Origin of the sequence: Paenibacillus pasadenensis (genome assembly GCF_023715725.1) — a bacterium.
Taxonomy (GTDB): Bacteria; Bacillota; Bacilli; order Paenibacillales; family Paenibacillaceae; genus Paenibacillus_O; species Paenibacillus_O pasadenensis_A.
Window position 1 is genome coordinate 282,074 of sequence record NZ_JAMBOT010000005.1, and the last position, 20,599, is coordinate 302,672.

General features: G+C 53.0%; 14 protein-coding genes and 1 pseudogene. 9 read left to right on the forward strand and 6 right to left on the reverse strand.

Features of this window, described 5'->3' with window-relative positions:
• The first annotated feature begins 290 nt into the window (after window positions 1–290).
• Entirely contained in the window at window positions 291–1,187 is an 897-nt protein-coding gene (locus tag M3223_RS14955) for an AraC family transcriptional regulator (RefSeq protein ID WP_251562824.1), read from the forward strand.
• 412 nt (window positions 1,188–1,599) lie between these two features.
• Here M3223_RS14955 and M3223_RS14960 read toward each other — a convergent pair whose 3' ends face one another.
• Together M3223_RS14960 and M3223_RS14965 are read right to left on the reverse strand one after the other, a co-directional pair.
• Entirely contained in the window at window positions 1,600–2,289 is a 690-nt protein-coding gene (locus tag M3223_RS14960) for an AIM24 family protein (RefSeq protein ID WP_251562826.1), read from the reverse strand.
• Window positions 2,286–2,762, reverse strand: a complete 477-nt coding sequence (locus M3223_RS14965) for a hypothetical protein (protein WP_251562828.1) — start codon at window positions 2,760–2,762, stop codon at window positions 2,286–2,288. Before M3223_RS14965 ends, M3223_RS14960 begins: the two co-directional genes overlap by 4 nt.
• A gap of 176 nt (window positions 2,763–2,938) precedes the next feature.
• On the opposite strand from M3223_RS14965, the gene M3223_RS14970 reads away from it, so the two are divergent.
• From M3223_RS14970 to M3223_RS14985, 4 genes are all read left to right on the forward strand, one after another.
• Window positions 2,939–4,012 carry a lactonase family protein gene (locus M3223_RS14970; RefSeq protein ID WP_251562830.1) on the forward strand — a complete coding sequence of 358 codons (1,074 nt, stop codon included), beginning with the start codon at window positions 2,939–2,941 and terminating at the stop codon, window positions 4,010–4,012.
• 34 nt (window positions 4,013–4,046) lie between these two features.
• Window positions 4,047–5,276, forward strand: a complete 1,230-nt coding sequence (locus M3223_RS14975) for an MFS transporter (RefSeq protein ID WP_251562832.1) — start codon at window positions 4,047–4,049, stop codon at window positions 5,274–5,276.
• Window positions 5,277–5,540: 264 nt separating this feature from the next.
• The gene (locus M3223_RS14980; RefSeq protein ID WP_251563018.1) at window positions 5,541–8,663 is read left to right on the forward strand and encodes a glycoside hydrolase family 2 TIM barrel-domain containing protein; all 3,123 of its coding nucleotides are present in this window, start codon (window positions 5,541–5,543) and stop codon (window positions 8,661–8,663) included.
• 133 nt (window positions 8,664–8,796) lie between these two features.
• A complete protein-coding gene (locus tag M3223_RS14985) occupies window positions 8,797–9,669 on the forward strand; it encodes a copper amine oxidase N-terminal domain-containing protein (RefSeq protein WP_251562834.1) in 873 nt (290 codons plus the stop codon).
• Between the two features lie 201 nt (window positions 9,670–9,870).
• Here the strand turns inward: M3223_RS14985 and M3223_RS14990 are convergent, their stop codons facing one another.
• Window positions 9,871–11,112 (reverse strand): MFS transporter, encoded by a 1,242-nt coding sequence (locus tag M3223_RS14990; RefSeq protein WP_251562836.1) that lies wholly within the window; start codon window positions 11,110–11,112, stop codon window positions 9,871–9,873.
• 464 nt (window positions 11,113–11,576) lie between these two features.
• The gene (locus M3223_RS14995) at window positions 11,577–12,197 is read right to left on the reverse strand and encodes an NUDIX hydrolase (protein WP_251562838.1); all 621 of its coding nucleotides are present in this window, start codon (window positions 12,195–12,197) and stop codon (window positions 11,577–11,579) included.
• Window positions 12,198–12,621: 424 nt separating this feature from the next.
• On the opposite strand from M3223_RS14995, the gene M3223_RS15000 reads away from it, so the two are divergent.
• Both M3223_RS15000 and M3223_RS15005 read left to right on the forward strand, forming a co-directional pair.
• Window positions 12,622–13,383 (forward strand): ThuA domain-containing protein, encoded by a 762-nt coding sequence (locus M3223_RS15000; RefSeq protein ID WP_251562840.1) that lies wholly within the window; start codon window positions 12,622–12,624, stop codon window positions 13,381–13,383.
• Window positions 13,384–13,515: 132 nt separating this feature from the next.
• Complete coding sequence (locus M3223_RS15005) at window positions 13,516–15,087, forward strand: methyl-accepting chemotaxis protein (protein WP_251562842.1); 1,572 nt, start codon at window positions 13,516–13,518, stop codon at window positions 15,085–15,087.
• 59 nt (window positions 15,088–15,146) lie between these two features.
• On the opposite strand, the pseudogene M3223_RS15010 reads toward M3223_RS15005, so the two are convergent.
• Window positions 15,147–16,694: pseudogene (locus tag M3223_RS15010) on the reverse strand (catalase); the annotation flags it as partial.
• A gap of 199 nt (window positions 16,695–16,893) precedes the next feature.
• On the opposite strand from M3223_RS15010, the gene M3223_RS15015 reads away from it, so the two are divergent.
• Both M3223_RS15015 and M3223_RS15020 read left to right on the forward strand, forming a co-directional pair.
• Window positions 16,894–18,249, forward strand: a complete 1,356-nt coding sequence (locus tag M3223_RS15015; protein ID WP_251562844.1) for a sodium-dependent transporter — start codon at window positions 16,894–16,896, stop codon at window positions 18,247–18,249.
• A 175-nt stretch (window positions 18,250–18,424) separates the two neighbouring features.
• Window positions 18,425–18,808 (forward strand): hypothetical protein, encoded by a 384-nt coding sequence (locus tag M3223_RS15020; protein WP_251562846.1) that lies wholly within the window; start codon window positions 18,425–18,427, stop codon window positions 18,806–18,808.
• 420 nt (window positions 18,809–19,228) lie between these two features.
• On the opposite strand, the gene M3223_RS15025 is transcribed toward M3223_RS15020, so the two are convergent.
• Window positions 19,229–20,527 carry an NAD(P)/FAD-dependent oxidoreductase gene (locus M3223_RS15025; RefSeq protein ID WP_251562848.1) on the reverse strand — a complete coding sequence of 433 codons (1,299 nt, stop codon included), beginning with the start codon at window positions 20,525–20,527 and terminating at the stop codon, window positions 19,229–19,231.
• Between the last annotated feature and the right edge of the window lie 72 nt (window positions 20,528–20,599).

Consider the following 20,599-nt stretch of genomic DNA (forward strand, 5'->3'; position numbering starts at 1 on the left):
ATTGTAAAATTTTACGAAGCTTATATTTCTCGGAATGAAACGCACTGTGACACTAAAAGCGGCGGCAGCGTTTCACCTTGATATAGGGCAAGTATAACGGCGCGCCCGGCATCCCGCATGGGCGATTATGCGCACAATTTGCACAAATGTGCGCTTCGCCGTAAGGGCGCAGGAGGAAGCTGCTGCTGCGCCGGATCTTGCCTTTTAAAATTATGCTAGTCTCCGCTGCAACTCGCCCGCCGCCCGGACGCGGCCAGCTGGAGCATGAAGAACCGGAAGGAGCCGGAACGATGCAGCAACGACCATTATCCCTGTGGGAGCCAATGAATATGCCGGACCCTCATTTTCCGGTTAAACACAGTGTTTCCCATCAGTCCGGCAGAGGGATTACGCTATTTAACGCGCACTGGCACAACCATATCGAGCTGCTGCGTTTTCGCTCCGGGAATGCGCTCGTGGAGGTCAATTATGTACCGATTGAGGCGGGCCCTGGAGATATTCTTGTTTTCAACAGCAATGATATCCATATGGGAATTCTGCAGTCGGAGCATGTGGAGTACGATATCCTGATTGCCGATTTGACGCTGCTGCAGAGCCAGTCGCCTGACGCGGCCGAAACAAAATATATTACTCCGATGGCTCAAAACCGGATTCTGTTCCGCAACCACATTTCCGGCGATGCCAGTTTGAGCGCAATTCTCGACCGTCTGTCGGATGAGTTTGCCAATCGGCGTCTGGGCTTTGAGCTGTCGGTCAAATCGCTGCTGTACGGCATGCTGACGGAGCTGCTGAGGGGTTATGTGGAGCTGCGCCTTACGGAGAATGAATCGCATACGCGGTTGCGCAATCTGGAACGGTTCGAGCCGATTTTTAACTACATCGAGAATCACTATACAGAGGATATTACGGTGGAGGCTTTGGCGGCGCAGGCCTCGCTCAGCCGGTTTCATTTCAGCCGTCTGTTCCGCCAGCTGACTGGCCGTACCGTTACCGACTATGTAAATCGGATCCGGATTAACAAGTCGGAATATTTGCTGCGCAGCAGCGAAAAAACGATTGCCGAAATCGCGATGGCCGCCGGTTATAACGATATTAGCTATTTCAGCCGTACCTTCCGCAAATATCGGGGCTACGCGCCGTCAGAAGCCCGCAACCGCGAGGATGTTGAACATCCGAGCTGGATTTGAAGGGTTTAAGTCCGGGTACCAAAAATTCCAGGTAATAAACACTTTGGGTAACAAACACTGCGAATAACAAACACTCGTTGGGTCAAAGCCCGGTTCTCTGCGTGGTTGATCTCGACAGGCCAGAGGTGTTCTTACACCGACCAGCCATTTCTCTGCTCGGGGACGTGCGAGGAGGGTGCTGACAGCAAAATTAGACCATTTATGGTCTGATTTTAGGCTGCGATGGGCAAAAAGTCTGGAATAAGACCATTTTTGGTCTTAAATAAGGCTGCCAAGGGCAAATAGCCTGAAATAAGACCGAAAATGGTCTTAATCCATCTTCATCTCTATCGCTGAAAGTAGATGGTCTGACTCTCCGAAAAAACAAGCGAAGCCGCTCATCCTCAAAAGGATGCCAGCGGCTTCGCTTGTTTTATTTAATGTACACGCCGCCAAAAGGCAGCAGCTCGCGAAGCGTGCGGCGCAGGAAGCCGCCCTTCTCCAGCAGCTCCGGCAGCGAGCGGTCGAAGGAGCCGGTCTGAATTAGCGCGGAACCCCTTCCGGTCAGCTCCCATTGCACGTTCATATGCTGGCTTGCTAGCGGATTGCCGTATACCGCAAGGCGGACCTTTGCGGATTCCGGGAAGGCGACAAGCGAGGCGGCGTCGGCGTAAAGGGGCTGATCCTCCGAGAGGGCGATGGAAGCAAGACCTCCGGCAGTCAAAATGCCGAGTGTGCCGGGCCCGCTGAAACGCATGCGGGTCAGCTCACGCGTAATCCAGGCCGTCTTGAGCTTCTGAACGCGCGGCTTCAGCGTCATACTGTCACTGTAAAAGATGACATGGCGGAAATCGAACAGCAGATCGCTTCCATCCGGCACATCCACCGCTTCCAGCCCATAACCGGGCGGCAAGCCTAACAGAAGCTCGCTCGGCCCTTGCAGCCGGGAGCGAATCCATTTGCGCTTGCGATAAACGCCCGCAGCATCCATAAGCTTGTCCTCGCGGCTTCCTGGCGCCCCGCGGTAAGCGAGGATTGCCTTGGGATGAAGGACTTGCAGCGCCTCATCCGCTTGAAGTCCAATGCGGACATGCCCTTGCGGCGGCGGGGCTTCAACCTTCATAACGCGGTCCCGCCTTCGTCGCGCCGCTGCGACCGGTATACCCGGTAACGCCAAATGCGGGTTGCCGCCATATAGGCAAGGAGCGCGGCGGACACGGCCAGCACCGTCCAGGCTACGCCTTGTTTCAGCGACGCTCTGCGTTCTTCCGCTTGCTGCATTTTCGCCTCAAGCTCTCTGTTTTGCTCCAGCAGACGTTCGTTTTGGAGCCGGTATTCCTCATTTTGCCGAGTCAGCTCTTGTTGCAGAGCCTCCAGCTCCGCCTGTTTGTCGGAAAATTCCTGAAGGCGGTCAATCGAATCCTTATATTGCTGCTCCAGCTCATCTACCTTTGCGGGAGTATCGTAAATACTTTTCAAATCGCTCCAAAGCCCGGCATGCGCTTTAGGCGTCGGACCGGCGGTATAAATCAGCATGATGAACAGCGGCAGGGCGGCTATAACCGTTATTCTGCACCATCGGACAAAAGGTTTCATCCGTCGAGCTCCCTCCCTTTTCCCGGGAAATAATAGCTATGAATAAGTATATCATGTTTACGTTTAATGTAAGAGATTGGCGCAAAAAGTCGAAGAGACATGCGGTTGTAGGAGTCGGCAGATTATGGTATGTTCACTGAAAACAGACCCGCCAGGGATGAAAAGAGGCGACGATTTTGGCTAACAATTCCGGCATTTTTTATATCGGTTCTTACGGCGAAGCCGCAAATCCTACCGTGTATGGCTGCCGACTGGACAGTCAGAGCGGCAAATTGAAGGTGTTTCAGAGAGTTGCAGGTATCGAGCAGGCGTCTTTTTTGACTGTCCATCCAAGCGGCAACGTTCTTTACGCCTGCAGTGAAACCGGCGAGACGAGAGGCGAGCCAGGCGGTTCTGTTTATGCGCTTTCGCTTGATCCGTCAACAGGGGAGCTGGAGGTTTTGGAGGATCAGCTGACGCATGGCGAGCATCCCTGTTATGTGAGCGTCTCGTCCGATGGGCTCACCCTGTATGCGGCGAATTACAGTGGAGGAAACGCTGCTGTATTTCCGTTGTCTGAAAATGGGAGACTAGAGGAACCGGCTTCGGCCGTCATTGCCAGCGAGGGAGAGCTGGGGCCGAACCGCGACCGCCAGGACAAGGCGCATGCCCACAGCGCGGCTCCGATCCCGGGCACGCCATTTGTCTATGTCGCCGATCTTGGCACCGATACGGTATATATCCATCGCCGTTCCGCTGACGGCCGGTCCCTGCTGACAACATCCGCGCTGCGGGTGGAACCGGGCTCCGGTCCAAGGCATGTGGCGGTTCGCGAAGGATCTTCTTATATCTATATTATGGGCGAGCTGGACTCACATGTCACCGTAGCGCAGCTCGGCAGCGAAGGAACGCTGGAAACGGTACAGAGGCTGTCGGCTTTGCCGGAAGGTTATGCAGGGGAGAGCTGGGCGGCGGACATCCATTTGTCGGATGACGGCCGGTTTCTGTATACGTCCAACCGCGGTCACGACAGCATAGCGGTATTTGCGGTGCAGCAGCATGACGGCCGCTTGGAGCCGATCCAGCATATCTCGACTGGGGGAAGCTATCCGCGCAATTTTGCGCTTTCGCCGGACGGACAATGGCTGCTTGCGGCAAACCAGAACAGCGGAAGCGTAAACGTGCTGCGCCGCGATCCGCACACAGGTTTGCTGGAAGCGACGAATACGGTTTTAAATGTTCCATCTCCGGTTTGCATCCAGTTTCTTTAATTAACGAAGAAATCAAAGGAAGGAAGTCCTGTCCATGTCAGCCTCGCAAACGGCCCGGATCGGCACTGCCCGCACCGGGACCGTCTATGCGATCTTAATCGCGATAAGCGCTGCTCACCTGTTGAACGATTCCATGCAATCGGTCATTCCTGCTTTATATCCGATCTTTCAGAATACGCTGTCCATCTCCTACACTCAGATCGGCTGGCTTACCTTCGCATTGCAGATGACTTCCTCTGTAATGCAGCCGGTAGTCGGTCTCATGTCCGACCGTAAACCGTCGCCGTGGATGCTGCCCGGCGGGATGGTGCTGAGCATGATCGGCATGGCTGGACTGGCTTTCGCCGGCAGCTTTTGGTCGCTTGTTTTTTTTATCGTGTTCGTCGGATTGGGCTCGGCCGTCTTTCATCCGGAAGGCTCTCGAGTCGTGTATTTTGCTGCTGGAGGAAGGCGCGGCTTCGCTCAGTCGATTTACCAGGTCGGCGGCAATTTCGGCCAGTCGCTCGCTCCGCTCATGACGATATTTGTGTTTATCCCGCTTGGACAGCAAGGGGCCATTTGGGGCACTTTACTGGCGGCTGCAGGCATCATTGTTCTGCTTAAAGTGGTGCCTTGGTACCGGGGACAGCTGGAGGAGCACGGAAGGCCGGTTAAAAAACCTGCTGCCGCAGGAGCAGCGGCGATGGGGGCACGCGCACGCAAAAACACGGTGGCTCTAGCGCTTGCGCTGCTCATTACGCTCGTTTTCGCCCGCTCCTGGTACGCTGCGGCGATCGGAACCTTTTACCAGTTTTATTTAATTCATGATTATGGGTTATCAACAAAGGCGTCTCAGATTCCGGTATATCTGTTTATGATTTTTGGCGTTATCGGCACATTTTTTGGCGGCATTATTTCAGACCGGATCGGCGCAAAGCGCATGATGCTGCTTTCACTGTTAGGTTCGGCTCCGTTTGCGCTGCTGCTGCCTCATCTTCCGCAGTTCTGGATTTATCCGGCAATTGCGCTGCTTGGCCTTGTGCTGCAATCCGGTTTCTCCGTAAGCGTTATTTATGCGCAGGAGCTGATGCCCGGACGTGTCGGCATGGCTTCCGGCCTGATTACCGGCCTTGCCTTTGGCATGGGCGCGCTTGGCGCGGTTGTGCTGGGAAGGCTTGGCGATCTGTACGGCCTGCAAAGCATGATGCTCTGGACGAGCGTGCTGCCGCTGGCCGGTCTGCTGGCGGTATTTCTGCCGGGAGGCGGTCGGTCGAAGGCTGCATAAAGCCGGCTGACTGCGGCTTGCGGCGGCCTGGCGGATTCAAAGACTTGGAATTTAAAAGCATTCTGTGCTGCTGCCGTTCATGCGGACGGGACTGCCCAAAAGAACGCGCTCATCTTAAAAAGACGAGCGCGTTTATTTTGTTTAAGCGTCAGATGTAAATGATCAATATCGTTTCATATAGGCCATTTTTCTTATATTTACAGCCGCATTCAGTCTAATTTATAGTCAAAATTATATTAATAAAGACGAAAGAGGTTGCCGATGATGAAACAGAAATTCAAGTATAACGCGCCGGCAAACGGCTATCCGGAATGGAACAATAACCCGGAAATTTTTGAATTGAACCGCATGAAAGCACACGCAACGCTGATGCCTTTTGATTCCGTGGAGGAAGCGCTCCGCAACGACCGCCCGGCGTCCCGCAGCTGCAAGTCGCTTAACGGCTCCTGGAAGTTTGCTTTTGCCGAAGAGCCGACCAAGCGGATTCAAAATTTCTACGAGGACAGCTTTGACCATACGGACTGGAATGAGATTCAGGTGCCAGGACATTGGCAGCTGCAAGGATACGATTACCCGCAGTATACAAACGTCGTTTACCCGTGGGCTACGTCAGAGCCTGAGCTGGAGCCGCCGTTTGCGCCCACCCTGTATAATCCTGTCGGCTCGTATGCGCGTACGTTTACGGTGCCTGACGAGTGGCAGGGGCAGCCTGTTTTTATCAGCTTCCAGGGTGTGGAGTCGGCTTTTTACGTATGGGTTAACGGCGAGCTGGTCGGCTACAGCGAGGATACGTTTACGCCGGCTGAATTCGACCTGACTCCCTACTTGAGAGCCGGAGAAAATAAACTTGCGGTTGAGGTATACCGCTGGTGCGATGCGAGCTGGCTGGAGGATCAGGATTTCTGGCGGCTGAGCGGAATTTTCCGCGATGTCTACTTATATACGGTGCCTAAGGCGCATGTGTATGACTTTTTCGTAACAGGCGAGCTTGACGAGGCGTATCAAGACGCCGTGCTTAACGTTAAAGCGACGCTGATGAACTACTGGGAAAACGATCTTGGCGTGGTTACGGTTGAGGCGCAATTATACGACGCCCAGAATAACCCCGTTTTGACGGATGCGATGACGGTAACGGCTGCGCTGGGCAGCGGTATTGCAGAGGCGCAGGTCGAGGTTTCGGCCCATATCGCCAATCCGCTGAAATGGAGCGCGGAAGAGCCGAATCTGTACAAGGTTGTTATCAGCCTGAAGGATGAGAACGGAGAGCTGCTGGAGACGATCGCCACGCAGACAGGCTTCCGCACCTTTGAAATTAAAGACGGACTTATGCTGATTAACGGACAGCGAATCGTCTTTAAAGGTGTCAACCGCCACGAGTTTGGCTGTGAAGCCGGACGGACCGTAAAGATTGAAGACATGATTACGGACATCAAGCTTATGAAATCGTACAATATTAACTCTGTGCGTACGTCTCACTATCCGAATCATCCGCTCTGGTATGAGCTTTGCAACGAATACGGCCTGTATGTCATTGACGAAACCAATCTGGAGACGCATGGCACATGGAATGGCGGCCAGACCGAGCTGCTTCCGAGGACGGTGCCCGGCAGCCATCCGGAATGGACCGCAAACGTGATTGACCGTGCCAACTCTATGATGCAGCGGGACAAAAATCATCCTTCCATCGTTATATGGTCGCTTGGCAATGAGGCTTACGGCGGCGATAATTTCATTAAAATGCATGACTTCCTGCGCGAAGCGGACCCGACGCGGATTGTTCACTATGAAGGCGTTGTGAATTATAAACAATCCGCCGCTGCGACGGATGTGGAAAGTTATATGTATACAGGACCGGGCGGTTTGGTTGATTACGCGAGAAAGCCAGGGCCGAAAAAGCCGTTTATTTTATGCGAGTACAGCCATGCGATGGGCAACTCTCTCGGCGGCTTGCATCTGTATACGGAGCTGTTTGACCTTTATCCGGTGCTTCAGGGCGGCTTTATTTGGGATTGGGTGGACCAAAGTCTCTGGAAAACGGAGGCGGACGGCACGAAGTACCTGGCGTACGGCGGGGATTTTGGAGAATCGCCGCACTCCGGAAATTTCTGCGGCAACGGCCTTATTTTTGCCGACCGTTCCATTTCACCGAAGCTGATTGAAGCTAAGAAATGTTATGAAAATATTACCATTACCGAAGTAGATGCCTGGCAAGGTCTCTATAACGTTACCAATAAAAACCTGTTTACGGATCTGGAATCGTATTTGCTGCAGTGGACGATTGCCGTGGAAGGTGTTGTATGCGCTGAGGGCAATCTCACCGTATCGGTTGCTCCGCTTGAAAGCAAGGAGATTAAGCTGGAGCTGCCAGAACGTGAACAGAGCGGAGAAGCCGTGCTTACGATCAGCTTTGCAACGAAAAAAGCGGAGAAGTGGGCGGAGGCCGGCCATGAGGTGGCGTTTGAGCAGTTTGTGCTTCCTGCCGCGAAGCCGGTTGCGGCTGTTGTTGAGCCCGTACAGAGCTACAGTCCGGTTCGTGCAGCGGTTCAATCCGGTTTGTTGACCGTAAGCGGCGAGGCATTCACAGCTCAATTTGATACGGCTAACGGCAGCCTGGTTTCCTATAAAGTCGGCGGAAGCGAGCTTATCAAGGATGCATTTATGCCAAACTTCTGGCGTGCCTATACGGATAACGACCGCGGCAATAAACAGCATGAGCGCTGTGCAACATGGAGAAGCGCAGGCGAGGAGCGCATCCTTCGCTCGCTGCGTTGGGAGTCGCTTGCCGACCGTGTCATCGTACATTCCGCTTATCTGTTGCCTACAACGACGGAATCCGCTTGTTCAATTACGTATACGGTTCTGGGCAATGGGGCTATCCAGGTGCAGCTGCAGTTCGCTCCAGGAAAAAATCTTCCGGAAATTCCTGAGGTCGGCGTCATGTTTAGTATGGACGGATCGTTTGAGGATCTGGAATGGTATGGAAAAGGGCCGCATGAGTCGTACTGGGACCGTCAGTTTAGCGCAAAACTCGGACTGCACCAAGGCAAAGTTGCCGATCAGTTTGTGCCCCACTTGAGACCGCAGGAGTGCGGAAATAAGATGGACGTCCGTCGTGCCGCGCTTTCCAATCAAAACGGTGTTACGCTGCATATTACGGGCGAGCCTACCTTTGAACTGAATGTGCTGCCTTATGCGCCATTTGAGCTTGAGGCCAATGATCATCCGTACAAACTGCCGGTTAGCGACAAAACAGTCGTCCGCATCAATTATCGCCAAATGGGTGTAGGCGGTGACGACAGCTGGGGTTCCAAGCCGCATCCGCAATATATGCTGCTTGCTAATAAGACTTATTCCTTCAGCTTTACGCTGCAGGGCAAGGTAAACTAAACTAGTTTTTGAATTGAAGGATGTCCCGGAAGTCACGTTTGTGACCGGGACATCTTTTTAATTTAAATACATACGCTGACCGTTGAGCTAACGGATAGATTAGCGCAACATTACTTCTTAGGCGTCGTCTATTATGTCGTTGTACCAAAATATGTTAAGAAAGGGATGGAATGCTTTGAAAAAGGTTTTTACAGGTATATTCACTGCTTTATTTTTAACGATGACCGCTTCTCCTGCATACGCGGCGGATATGCAAATAAAAGTTGAAGGCGTTGCTGTAGCCCCTGATGTGAAGCCTGAAATAAAGAACAACCGAATGATGGTGCCTTTACGAGTAATCAGTGAAAATTTAGGAGCTAACGTTAAATGGTCCGGCTCGAAAATTACGATCACAAAAAGCGATATGCAGGTAATTTTAAATTTAAAAAGCAATGCTGTGGTGAAAAACGGTAAAACCATGCAGCTCGATGTAAAACCATATCTAAACAATAATCGCATATTGGTACCGCTTCGTTTCATTGCAGAGACTTTTAACTGCAGCATTGATTTTAAAAATTCAATAGTATCAGTCGAGCCTTCCCCTTTTGTTCTAAATGGCGTGAAAGTGAAAGCATTACAGCACGAAGTCTATTTTTCAATGGGCAGCATAGTAACACAAATTAATGGAAGTACCTACAACGAAGAGATCTATAACGTTTTTTTAGACAACAAAGGCAGTAAAGCGGTTGCTCCATCCAAGTACACCACCAGTATTCACGAGCTTACATCCGGGGCCTATTACAAACGAGGGCAGTTTGATTTTGTAGATAAAACAGGTAAAAGCATACAACAATTTGATCTTTATACTTTATCCCATTCCGATGGCGATCCCGATGTCAGGTTATATGATGCTACAGAAAATCAGTGGTATTTGTTTCCCCATTCAGCAGTTCAATCGATTTATCAGTTCATGGATACCGCTAGCCAGAACGGTTTTCTGACAACGATTAGTGATACAAATCCCTAAGGCAGCAGCGTACATATAACACCAATAGTCACTATAGGTAAAGAAGCGATCGCGAAAGAAGCCCGGGAGGCCGGACGGTGGACCGAAAAAGAGCTGCTCCTTTAAGGAGCAGCTCTTTTTCATTAATGCTATACAGCTTCAATTGTAAACGCTCGACGAGCGGTGCCTGCTGGCTGGACATGAACTTTGTGTTGGCCCAGCTCAGGCAGCTTTTTCCTCATTCGCGGAAGCCTTTTCGCTCCGATCCCAGAAGAGCATGACAAAGGAGAATACGACACCAAGCGCCGAGAACGCGGCAGCCGTCCAAGGCAGCACGTTATAGGCGTAGTCGCCCGAAGAGAATTGGAAGAACACCACAATCCATCCGCCGAAAAAGGCTCCAAACGCGTTGCCGAAGTTCAGCACGGCATGATTGGAGGTGGAGGCGAGCGCCGGTGCGTCTTTAGCCAGCGTCATAATTCGCACCTGCAGACCTGGCATTGGGGAAAAGGCGGTCGCTCCCCACAGGAATAAAATAATCAGCGTGAGGACAGCCGACTCGTCCGCCAAACCGAGGGTGAGCAGCAGCAGCGCCTGCAGCACGAAGGAGCCGATGACCGTTGGCATGAGCGCGCGGTCCGCGAGCTTGCCGCCCAGAATGTTGCCGACGGTAACGCCGCAGCCGATCAGCACGAGCACCCAAGGCACGCTGCCTGCGGAAAAGCCGGTCACCTCGGTAAGCAGCGGTTTGATGTAGCTGAACAACGAAAACATGCTGATGCAGCCCATCGTGCCGATAAGCAGCGCCATCCCGATCTTCGGCTGCAAGACGGCGCGTATTTGACGGGCGGAGCTCGTTTCTTCCTTCTGTTGAACAGACGGGATAAGTATGATGAGTCCGACAAGCGTAATGACGCCCATTAGCGCTACGGCGGCGAACGACATCCTCCAGCCAAGCTCCTGGCCGATAAATGTGCCAAACGGCACGCCTAGTATGTTGGCTATGGTCAATCCGGCCATCATGGCCGCTACGGCGCCGGCTTTGCGCTGCTCGGATACGAGGCTGGATGCATAGACCGCTCCGATTCCAAAAAACGTTCCGTGAGCAAGCGAAGTGAACACACGCGCCGCCAGCAAAAAGCCGTAGGTCGGAGCAAGCGCGGCGGCAGCGTTTCCGATAATGAACAGCACCATAAGCAGCACGAGCAGCAGCTTTTTGGGGAAACGGGCGGTCGCCAATGCGAGCACGGGCGCTCCGACGCCGACGCCGAGCGCATAACCGGTAATAAGGTGGCCAGCCTTCGGCACAGTGACGCCAAGATCCGCCGCCACTTCAGGCAGCAGACCCATAATGACAAACTCCGTCATACCGATGGCAAACGCTCCGGCAGTCAGCGAGTAGATAGACAAGGGGAAGCGCGTTTTGCCTTGGGCGGCAAGCGGCGTTTCGGTTGCCTGTTGCATATGGAATATCCTTCTTTCCTTCAGAGTCTGAGATTTAAAGCTTTCGCCAGTATAGCAGATTCTCAGCGATTGAATAGTCCTATTTCTCGCCTTGAAATAGTAGGGAACAGTTGTCATTCACAAAATATGGGGCTGAATTTATAATGGAGGGAATATCTAGAAGTTATGGGGGGACTGCTTGTGAACTCTTTTCATCACACTTCTAGAAAATAGGCATGAAAGATTGGTGAGTCAATGGATTTTAGTGGAGGAGAAGGCGCGCTTATGCCTCAAATTTTCATCATGATTTATTTTATTTTCATAGGCCTTGCCGCTTTACTCGGCGTATATGCTCTCTATCTTCTTATTAAAGTGCTGTTAAGAGCAGTGGTAGCGTTGGATCTTTATATCGACGAGAAAAAAACGGGCGCTTCAAATAAAGCAGCCGAAACCGTTGTCCGATCCCTGCAACAAAGCCGGGCTCATCAATCGATGAGCGCCGGCTTATTCGGATTGCGCATGTATTCAAACATTAGCGCCAGCTGCTCGGCCGTATTGCGGCTGAGAGAGAGCGGTGGCAGCTCATGCTCCGCGAAAAATGCGGCTTCGCTCGTTTCCACTCCGCCGGAGGCTTCGCCGCCTGTAATCTCGCAGAGCAAAAACAGCTTGTAAATATGATTGGCTCCCGGCGGGTGACTGTGCTTGAGCTTGTCCAGCACCGCCAACAGCCGCACTGCCCTCGTTTCAAAGCCGGACTCCTCGCGGATTTCCTTGACGGCGTTTTCGCGAGGCGAAAGACCGGTCTCGGCCCAGCCGCCCGGCAGACACCAGCATCCGTCGGACCTCTCGCGGACAAGCAGCAGCTTGCCGTTGCGAAAAACGACGCCGCGCACATCGACCTTGGGCGTTGCGTAACCTTCCCCGGCGGCAAAGCTCATTTCGATTTCTTTTTCTCCTGCTCCCGTATAAGAGCTCATAATTTCGATGCTCAGCCTGCGCAGCTGCTCATACCGCTCGCTGTCATACACATCGCGGCTGTAGGTCAGCCCCGTTTGGGCGATTGCCTGCATTTCCCTCGCCCAGCTCAGCCACTTCGGTTCTGTCATTGCTGCCACTCCTTCTTCAAGCCATCAGGCGGGCGGTTGTTCTGCTGCCGCTGCCTGCTCAAGCTTTCCCCGCAACGAGCATTAAATCCTTCCGCTCACTGAAATTACTAGATTCAGTCCGCGCCAATACGGGTAAAAGTTCTTATTAATCATGACGGACAGCCATTCTCTCTATCGGATCCGGCAGCTTACAGCCAGACATGCGGCCTTGAGGCAGGCGTGTCTGGCGGCTGTCGGTTTGTTTAACTTTATTGCAACGATTCAGCTACTTGGAGCAGGAGTTTCATTAATATTGTGGAATTATCTACAATGAAAATAACTATATTTCAATTAATTAATACTGTAATGTCGATTTGTGTCAAATTTTGATGATTAATTTGGATTATTTTACTAATATCCTAATGGGTGCAGGGAGGTTCCTTGAATGGTAATCCAAGTAGGCAGAGGGGGCATGGCATTCATGCCGGAAGGCGGCTCTCCGATGGCTTTGGGACAAGCTTCCGGAACAGTTCGGCGGGAAGCGCTGCTGCCGGAGTGGGAAGGCATGCCTGGCCGAATCCGCATGGTTGGCGGGTTTGGCGCGCTGGTGCTGGGCGGAAAAGGCGGAACGGAGGAGCCGCTTTACGATGTCCTGGACGACGACTTTGATCTTCGCGTGACAGGAACTTGCGAAGCATTGGAGGAGGATATGCCGGCGGATCAGTCGCTGATCGTCGTGAATAACGACTGCTGGAATGAGCCTTTAACGGATGCGCAAGCAATAAAACTGGCGCATTTTGTCGAAAGCGGCGGCGGTCTTGTTCTGCTGCATGGCGGAATTTCCATCGCCTCCCATCCCGTTTTGAAAAATCTGGTCGGAGCGAGCTGTGTTGAGCGGCCTGCGAACCGCCGATTGAGCTTTCAAGCGGTTATCGGTAAGGGCGGCATTCATCCGGCCGTGCAGGATATTCAGCCGTTCGAGCTGGCCGAGGAGCCGTATCGCTATTCCTTCCTGCCTTCCCCGGACCGCGAGGTTATTATGGAATATATGCTGGACGGACAGCGTTATCCGGCTGCATGGGCGCATCGTGCGGGCAGAGGCAGAATTGTGGTGCTCCTGCCAGGCCATACCCGCGAAACGCTGCGGCATCCTCAGGTCAGCCGCCTGCTTCGCAGCTGCTCGTTATGGGCATCCGGGAGAATTTAAAGTAATGTCCAAAGCTTTGGAGAGCGGAAGTCCGCCAACTCCAGAGCTTTTTTTAATTTTCCTATTATTAGAAGTCCGCCGTCGGTCGATAGATTCGTTACCAATACACTTCATGAAGGCGGTGGCGTTACGATGGCGTCGATACTAAACGGCGGCAGCGGCATTACGGGCGAAGCGGCGGACGGGAGATCAGACAGCGCAAAAAAGCTGGCGCGGGGGGCTGGGATGAACGATCATGCCTACCAGGATTTGCGCAATCGAAATAAGATGGTGCTGATCGTCTTTTCATTTAATATGCTGTTAATTGGCGCCATGTTATTGCAGTTTAATACGGTCCCATCCTTTGCGATGAAAATCGGTATTCCGTGCATCGCAGGAGCTATTGTGATGTGGGGGCTGCATCTGAGCCGCCGGTTAGAACAGGTTATACCTTATGCCATCATCATGCTGATCGGATACTTGACCGTACTTAACATTCAGAACGATCCATCGAACGAAATGAACACTTTAGGCGCTTTTTACCTGCTGGCTCTGGGCGTCATGTACAATAACAGGCTGTCTCTGGCATATGGGGCATTAAGCGGAGCGGGCATTATTATTTATAAATATTTTGCTGTCCCGGCCGTGCCCGGCGTGACGGATTACAATCATCTTACGTTTTTCTTTTTTTACTTCGTGCTTGCAGCTACCCTGTTGATCTGCCAATCCGAACTCGGCCGTACGATTTTCCGCCGCACGGTCCGGCTTCAGGTTGAAGCGGAGGCGCAGCTCTTAAAAGAACAGGAACGGGAGCGGATGACGCTTCAATCGGTTCAAACGCTTTCCCAAAGCATGAGCGAAATCCGGATGAACGGCCAGGAGAACGAAGCATCCTTCCAGGAGATGAATACGGCTTTTCAAGAAATGTCCTCCGGCGTGACAAGCCAGGCTGAGGCAATGGCGCAAATTTCATCCCAGGTCAGCGACTCGGCTGTCCAGATGGAACGAATGATGCAAACGCTCGGCGGCATGGTGGAGCGGATTCAACAGACGAGCGAAGCTTCCTCTGAAGGCAGCAGAGTCGTCGAAGAGCTAAGCCTCACCATTCAGCAGTTTCAGGCAAGCCTCGACGGTATGAAATCCCGGTTTGAGGGCCTGACGGATACAATCCGCAGCATACTGCCCTTTACGGCGTCGATTCAAGATATTGCCCGCCGCACGAATCTGCTTTCACTTAACGCCAGCATTGAGGCGGCTAGAGCAGGCGAGCACGGCTCAGGCTTTGGCGTCGTCGCGACCGAAATCCGCAAGCTTGCGCTTACGGCGGGCGATACGGCAGAGCGTATGACGGACAGCCTGAATTTGGCCGCTGTCCAGACAGAGCAATCTGCGGAAGCAATGAATGAGAACGCGCGCAAAATGGAAGAGAGCTTGGGGCATGTAGCAAGGACGAGCTCAGCGTTTCTCGGCATTCAGCATTCGGTAGAGGTGCTGCATGCCGATGCCGGACATATCGCCGGAGAGATGGACAGTGTCAGCTCCTCCAGCCGTGAAGTTGAGGAGAGAGTCAGCGATTTTGCCGCTGTTGTGCAGCAATCGTCGGCGACGCTTGAGGAGCTGCTTGCTACCGTCGAGACTTTAGTTCGTCAAAACTCCATTTTGCACGGACGGATTGAGGAATCGGAAGCGGCGTTAAAACGCATAACGTCGGATAGCGCGGAATAATAGCTGCCAGCCAGCCGCATACAACAAGCCCCTCCGGGTTCCCGGAGGGGCTTCTACGATTAATATCCGTCCGTCTCGCGGCCGGAGCGGTCGGCAAGCTTTTGCCCTTCTCGCATCGATTCGTTGCCGAGATGAGGTGCGGCGGCATCGGCTGAGGCGAGCCCTTCGGCAACGCGGCGGCCGTAATCGGCATCCGCTTGAGTGAAATGGGAAATCATCTGCTCCCGAATGACCGGATGGCATATTTTGAGCGCGTCAACGAGATTTTTGATTAGTTCGTCCTGTTCCCACGGTTCGAATTTACGGTATGTATCGCCAGCCTGTCCAAAATCGTTCGTGCGGTCCAGCTTGGCGCGCACCAGCTTCGCCTCATAAGAAGGCTCGTGCTCGGCTCCCGAAGGCTTAGCCTCGTGAAGACCGCCAAGGTTGGACGGCTCGTAGTTGACATGGGGATTTTGGCCTGGTGCGGAATCCACCTGATAGACCATTTGACCGTCACGCTGATTGGTAGCGACTCTAGACCTGGGAGCATTAACAGGCAGCTGAAGGTAGTTCGTGCCGACGCGATGGCGCTGCGTATCCGAATAAGAGAAAGTGCGGCCCTGCAGCAGCTTGTCGTCCGAAAAGTCCAGTCCGTCCACAAGCACGCCTGTGCCGAACGCAGCCTGCTCTACCTCCGCGAAATAGTTCTCGGGATTGCGGTTGAGCGTCATTTTACCGACAGGCCGAAACGGAATCTTCTCCTGGTCCCACAGCTTGGTCGGGTCCAGCGGATCGAAGTCCAGCTCAGGATGCTCGTCATCGCTCAAAATTTGCACGTTTAGCTCCCATTCGGGGTACTCGCCGCGCTCGATTGCCTCGTATAGGTCCTGGGTCGCATGGCTCGTATTTTTGCCCTGAATCGCCTCCGCTTCGTCTTGAACGAGATTTTTAATGCCTTGATTGAGAGGCTCCCAATGATATTTCACGAGCACACCTTTGCCCTCGCTATTAACCCATTTGTACGTATTGACCCCGGAGCCCTGCATCTGGCGGTAATTCGCGGGAATACCCCATGGGGAAAAGAGGAACGTTACCATATGCGTCGCTTCCGGCGTGCGGGACAGGAAGTCGAACATCCGCTCGGGATCGTTTAAGTTCGTGACCGGGTCGGGCTTGAAGGAATGCACCATGTCCGGAAATTTCAGCGGATCGCGGATGAAGAAAATTTTCAAATTGTTGCCGACTAGATCCCAGTTGCCGTCCTCGGTGTAAAATTTCACGGCAAATCCGCGCGGATCGCGCAGCGTCTCTGGCGAGTGCGCGCCATGTACGACCGTAGAGAAACGGACAAAAACGGGTGTTGTTTTGCCTTTTTCCTGAAACAGCTTTGCACGAGTATAGGCTGATACCGGCTCGCCGCCTACATCGCCATAGGCTTCGAACACGCCGTAAGCACCGGCGCCGCGGGCATGTACGACCCGCTCCGGCACCCGTTCGCGGTCGAAGTGGGATATTTTCTCGATGAAATGGTAGTTTTCCAGCGTGGAAGGGCCGCGATTGCCAACTGTACGGATATTTTGATTATCCGTAATAGGATGACCCTGACGGTTCGTCAATGTCATTTCCTCGTTTGCAGCTTGTTGGTCCCGGTTATTCAATAGATACACCCTTTCTTGTCACGAATCAGGCTTATTTTGGCAAAATGAAGCTGAAATATGCGGTCTAAGTCGGAAATTCGGATAAAGTATACAGAATATTGTAGACATCACTTCGGTTTTTCGATAAATTTAAAATCTGTAAACTTTAGCGATGTGGAGGATTAATATGAAGAAGTTACCCGAGACGCCCCTTGGCCAAGGGAAAGCGGATCGTTTTACTTCGTCCGGCTTTATTTTGGCCGCGATTGGAAGCTCTGTAGGCCTTGGCAACATGTGGAAGTTTCCGTATATTACGGGAATGTACGGCGGAGCGGCATTTTTCCTGCTCTTTATTATCTGCTTGATTTTGGTCGGTTTGCCGATTTTGCTTGCCGAAATGACTATTGGACGCGGCGGACGCGGCAATGCGGCCAGCTCGCTCTCCAATCTCGTTCATAACAAAAATTGGAAGTGGCTTGGATTTTTGATGGTTCTGACGGCCTTCCTCATTATGTCTTATTATGGGGTTGTTGCCGGATGGACGCTGCAATATACGGTAGATTCCTTAACCGGAGCGCTTTCGAAGCCGGGAATGGACTTTGAGAAGCAGTTTGTGGATTTTGCAGGCGGCTACTGGCCGCTGTTCTGGCATCTAATCGTTATGGTGCTGGTCGGCATCGTTGTTGGTAAAGGAATCTCAGGCGGGATCGAGAAATTCAACAAATATCTCATTCCTGGCTTCCTGGTCATTCTGCTTGTTCTGATGTTCCGTTCTTTGACGCTGCCGGGAGCGGCTGAAGGCGTCGAGTTTTTCCTGAAGCCGGATTTCTCCGCGCTTACCGGTGAGTCCGCGCTCGTTGCGCTAGGACATGCCTTCTTCTCGCTTTCCCTTGGTATGGGCTGTATGTTAACGTACGGCGCTTACGTGGAAAAGGAGCAGTCGCTTGGCAAAGCGACGGTAGCGATTGGTGTCGGCGACCTTGGGTATGCGTTCATCGCCGGTCTGATTATTTTCCCAACCGTCTTTTCGTACGGCCTGGAGCCGCAAAAAGGCGTAGGCTTGGCGTTTATGGCGCTGCCGGCCGCATTTTCGCAAATGCCGCTTGGAGCCCTGTTCGGCGGCCTGTTCTTCCTGCTGCTTGCGATCGCGGCTCTCACTTCCGCCGTTTCGATTCTGGAGGTTCCCGTTGCCTACGCAATGAACACATGGAAATGGTCGCGCAAAAAAGCGGCAGCCATCATCTCGACGGCCGCTTATGTGCTTGGCATTCCAGCGGGCCTTTCGGTGACAGGCGTGCTCAGCTCCTGGCTCCCGTTTGGCAAATCGGTGTTCGACTGGTTTGATTTTCTGACGTCATACCTGCTGATGCCGCTCGGCGGACTGATCGTCACGCTGTTCACAGGCTACGCTTGGAAACGCGCTGGAGAAGAAGCGGGCTTGACCGGCTTCTGGTACAAGGCTTGGATGTTCAGCCTGCGCTACCTGGCTCCGGTGCTCATTCTGGCGGTGCTGCTGTACTCGCTGTTCGTTAAGCCGGTGTAAGGGTTGAATCAAAATAAGCTGCTTTGCAGCCTGCCATCCGCAGGTGTGCAGAGCGGCTTTTTTCATGGAACAAATAACTATGCCGAGGCTCATAATCGGCTTCTTCTCGGGAAATGGTAACAGTGTCACAACAAGCCAGCCTTTAAATCCACCGGAATTCAAAAGGAGAATGAACATGACCGACCGCCGTCTGCTGTTCCGCTTCCAAGATGCCGATTCAGCTTCCGTAGCCGTCGCCACTCTGATGGAGCTTGGTTATGATGCTGCTCCGCAGGGAGCGCATGAGATCGGCCTGTCTCTGCATGGCAGCGATCTGACTTCCGCCTTGGAAATTGCTTTTGCCCACGGCGGCGAGCTGGATGTGCAGGAGGAAGATTATATTCCGATTCCGGCCCATATGGTGAATGAGGATTTGGTCGCCTGGGAGGAAGGCTTTGGCCTGACGGATGTCCATGAAGAAAGTGAAGGCCTCCGCAACCGCGACGACGATGCGGACGGAGAGCCGTTTCCCGAGCAGGATGGCACATTGAGCTTTTTTTCGGGAGATGTAAGAGCGTAAAAAAACCGGCTGGCCCTCACAGGTCAGCCGGTTTTTATTTCATTTGCTTCCGTGGGAGATGCCCGGATTATTGATGGTTCGTCTGCAAAGTGACGAAGAGAATGTTTTATAATGATTGAATACGCTCAAAATGGAATAACGGAAGGGCCTCAGAAATATCGCTCATTTGGAAGTTAATCGTTACTGCTTATGTGTATTGATGCAAAGAAAATCCCACAAATAAGGGCGTTAAACGCCCTTATTTAAGGGGGAAACGAGCGATAGTACAGAAATAAGGGCATCAAACGCCTTTATTTGAGGGCTAAATGAACAAAAGCCAAGAAATAACGTCGTCAAACGCCCTTATTTAAGGAAAAAACGAGCAAAAACCAAGAAATAAGGGTATATATTCTGCGAATAAACGAAGTCCAGCAACGCGGGTCAACGAGCGTCTCCGCTGCGTTCTTCCTGCACCTGGAGCGCGGCGCTGGCTCCGGCATGGCGGCCGGTTGTAAATGCCGCCGATATATTGTAGCCACCCGTATATCCGTGCAGATCAAGCACCTCGCCGCAGAAATACAAGCCGCGGATGAGCTTTGACTCCATCGTTTTTGGGTTGATTTCCTTCAGATGGACGCCCCCGCCGGTTACAAACGCCTCTTCAATCGACAGCGTGCCGTTAATGCGGACGGGCAAAGCCTTGAGCAGCCGCGCATAATCCAGCAGCGCAGCGCGGTTCAGGTTGTCGAAGGTAACAAGCGGATTCATTCCTGCCAGCTCCAGCGATAAATCGATCATACGATCTTGCATCAGAGCGGTCAGCACATTTTTGAACGCTTTGCGCGGTTCCGCCTCGGCAAGACGAAGCAGCTCGCCGTAAAGCTCGTCTGCAGTTCGATCGGGGTACAGGTCGGCGGTAAGCAACACGTCTCCTCCGCCGGTTTTTTTGCGCTCCTTAACGACGAACTGGCTGCAGCGCAGAGCCGCGGGTCCCGACAGGCCGAGGTGCGTGAAAATCATATCGCCCTCTTGCTCCGTCAGCCGTTTGCCCTTGGCATTCCATACGCTTAACACGATTCCGCGCAGCGACAAGCCCTGCAGGCTGCGGCTGCGAATGAACGGCTCGGCGGAGGTGAGCGGCACCTCTGTCGGGTAAAGCTCCGTCACCGTATGGCCGGCGTCCTCCGCCCAAGGGTAGGCGTCTCCGGTGGAACCGGTGTGGGGCACCGATTTGCCGCCGGTAGCGACGATAACGGCCCGCGCCCCAAGCTCTCGGCCGTCGCTAAGCTTGACGCCTGTTATGCGTCCGTCCTTATGCAGCAGGCCGGCTGCCTTTTCGTTGATGCGGATCGTGACGCCGCTATCCCTAACCGTGGCGACCAATGCGTCAACGACGGATTTGGCTTTATCCGAGACCGGGAACATCCGGCCGCGGTCCTCTTCCTTGAGCGCGATGCCCAGCGATTCAAAAAAAGCGATGATTTCGCGGCTTCCGAATTCCGACAAAGCGCTGTAAAGGAATTTGCCGTTTCCGGGAATGTAGCGAATCATCTCCTGGGGCTCTTTATTGTTCGTCACATTACATCTGCCCCCGCCGGATATGCCGAGCTTGCGGCCAAGCTTGCTTCCCTTATCCAGCAGCAGCGTCTTGGCGCCGCCTTTGCCGGCGGCTGCTGCGGCCATGAGCCCGGAAGGCCCTCCCCCGATAATAATGACGTCGAATTTTTCGCGGCTTGCCATGTTTCCCTAATCGCTCCCTTTGTTTATAAAAACGGTCTTGTATTCTCACCGATACATACTACAATCAGTGTA

What these genes read in the sequence shown, in the direction of transcription:
- M3223_RS14985 (WP_251562834.1), top strand. Translation starts at nt 8,797, where the DNA reads ATGTCGTTGTACCAAAATATGTTAAGAAAGGGATGGAATGCTTTGAAA.
- M3223_RS14955 (WP_251562824.1), top strand. Translation starts at nt 291, where the DNA reads ATGCAGCAACGACCATTATCCCTGTGGGAGCCAATGAATATGCCGGAC.
- M3223_RS14990 (WP_251562836.1), bottom strand. Translation starts at nt 11,112, where the DNA reads ATGCAACAGGCAACCGAAACGCCGCTTGCCGCCCAAGGCAAAACGCGC.
- M3223_RS14960 (WP_251562826.1), bottom strand. Translation starts at nt 2,289, where the DNA reads ATGAAGGTTGAAGCCCCGCCGCCGCAAGGGCATGTCCGCATTGGACTT.
- M3223_RS15020 (WP_251562846.1), top strand. Translation starts at nt 18,425, where the DNA reads ATGACCGACCGCCGTCTGCTGTTCCGCTTCCAAGATGCCGATTCAGCT.
- M3223_RS15000 (WP_251562840.1), top strand. Translation starts at nt 12,622, where the DNA reads ATGGTAATCCAAGTAGGCAGAGGGGGCATGGCATTCATGCCGGAAGGC.
- M3223_RS15015 (WP_251562844.1), top strand. Translation starts at nt 16,894, where the DNA reads ATGAAGAAGTTACCCGAGACGCCCCTTGGCCAAGGGAAAGCGGATCGT.
- M3223_RS14975 (WP_251562832.1), top strand. Translation starts at nt 4,047, where the DNA reads ATGTCAGCCTCGCAAACGGCCCGGATCGGCACTGCCCGCACCGGGACC.
- M3223_RS15025 (WP_251562848.1), bottom strand. Translation starts at nt 20,527, where the DNA reads ATGGCAAGCCGCGAAAAATTCGACGTCATTATTATCGGGGGAGGGCCT.
- M3223_RS14965 (WP_251562828.1), bottom strand. Translation starts at nt 2,762, where the DNA reads ATGAAACCTTTTGTCCGATGGTGCAGAATAACGGTTATAGCCGCCCTG.
- M3223_RS14995 (WP_251562838.1), bottom strand. Translation starts at nt 12,197, where the DNA reads ATGACAGAACCGAAGTGGCTGAGCTGGGCGAGGGAAATGCAGGCAATC.
- M3223_RS14980 (WP_251563018.1), top strand. Translation starts at nt 5,541, where the DNA reads ATGAAACAGAAATTCAAGTATAACGCGCCGGCAAACGGCTATCCGGAA.
- M3223_RS15005 (WP_251562842.1), top strand. Translation starts at nt 13,516, where the DNA reads ATGGCGTCGATACTAAACGGCGGCAGCGGCATTACGGGCGAAGCGGCG.